Source organism: Rhodococcus olei (assembly GCF_039540555.1).
GTDB classification, from domain to species: Bacteria; Actinomycetota; Actinomycetes; order Mycobacteriales; family Mycobacteriaceae; genus Rhodococcus_G; species Rhodococcus_G olei.
The window spans coordinates 1-1,271 of sequence record NZ_BAABFB010000099.1; the positions used below are offsets into that span (position 1 = coordinate 1).

At 67.5% G+C, this 1,271-nt stretch carries 1 protein-coding gene; it reads right to left on the minus strand.

What is annotated here, in order from left to right:
• On the minus strand, positions 1-1,271 hold a 1,271-nt coding region (locus tag ABD951_RS28485; RefSeq protein ID WP_345353636.1), incomplete at both ends, for an IS30 family transposase.

The window sequence follows — 1,271 nt, forward strand, 5'->3', positions numbered from 1 at the left end:
TCAGCGGGGGTCTTCCAGCCGAGGATCTTTCGGGGCCGGTTGTTGACAGCGAATGCGACGGCTTCGAGGTCCTCAGCAGACCAACGAGACAAGTCGGTGCCCTTCGGGAAGTACTGGCGCAGCAGCCCGTTCGTGTTCTCATTCGTGGGTCGCTGCCACGGGGAGTGCGGATCGGCGAAGAACACTCTCGTGCCGGTATCGAGCGCGAACTGGGCATGCCCGGAGAGCTCCTTGCCGCGGTCCCAGGTGAGGGTCTTGCGGAGCTGTCCGGGGAGCCTCGTCATCGAGGCCGTCAGAGCGGCGTTCATCGCGACGGCGCCGTAACCACCGAGCGACAGACCGTTCTTCACGGCTGGTTTCTCGCCCCAGCCTTCCAACCGAGGAAGATGAACGAGGAGGATGGATCGGCTGCTGCGCTCGACGAGCGTGCCGATCGCGGACCGGCCTGTCCCGATGATCAGATCACCCTCCCAGTGGCCGGGAACCGCGCGATCCGCGGCTTCAGCCGGGCGTTGTGAGAGAACGACATCCGCGGTGACATGCCCTTGCGGCTTGTTCCGCGACCGCGCCCGAGGCTCCCGCAGCGCGCGGCCGGTACGCAGACACGCCACCAGTTCGCGTTTGAGCGCGCCACGGCCCTCGATGAACAGCGACTGGTAGATCGCCTCATGGCTGATGCGCATGGACTCATCATCGGGGAAATCCACCTTCAGCCGCTGCGATATCTGCTCCGGACTCCACGCCATCGCCCACCTCCTGTCCTGCCGATGCGGCTTGTTCAACCCCTTCCACGCTGGTGTCACCGGGCCGGTGACGATCGTGCCGTCGGGGAGCCGAACGCTGCCGGCGAGCCGTTCCTGCACGTACTCACGCAACCCGTCGTTGCCCACGAGCTTCGCGGGTTTCGGACGCTTCGCGGCCTGCTGCGCCTTCCACTGCGCCACCAGGGCGCGGTAGACCTGCTCACCGCTCCGGGTCGCCGCGTTGCGGCGCAGCTCGCGTGAGATCGTCCCCGGGTCGCGTCCGATACGTCGGGCGATCTCGCGGACGCCGATGTCCTGGGCGCGCAGTAGCGCGATCTCCTCGCGCTCGGCGAATGACAGGTAGCGGCCCGTGGGCTCGTCCAGGCTGATCGGTGGCATCCCGCCAGCGTGACGGAACCAGCGGGAGCCGACCGGCCATGACACGCCAACAGCTTCCGTCGCCTGCAGCGTCGTCACGCCCGAGGCGATCCGTCGCCAGAAGTCCCGCTGCACCGCACGCGACGGCTC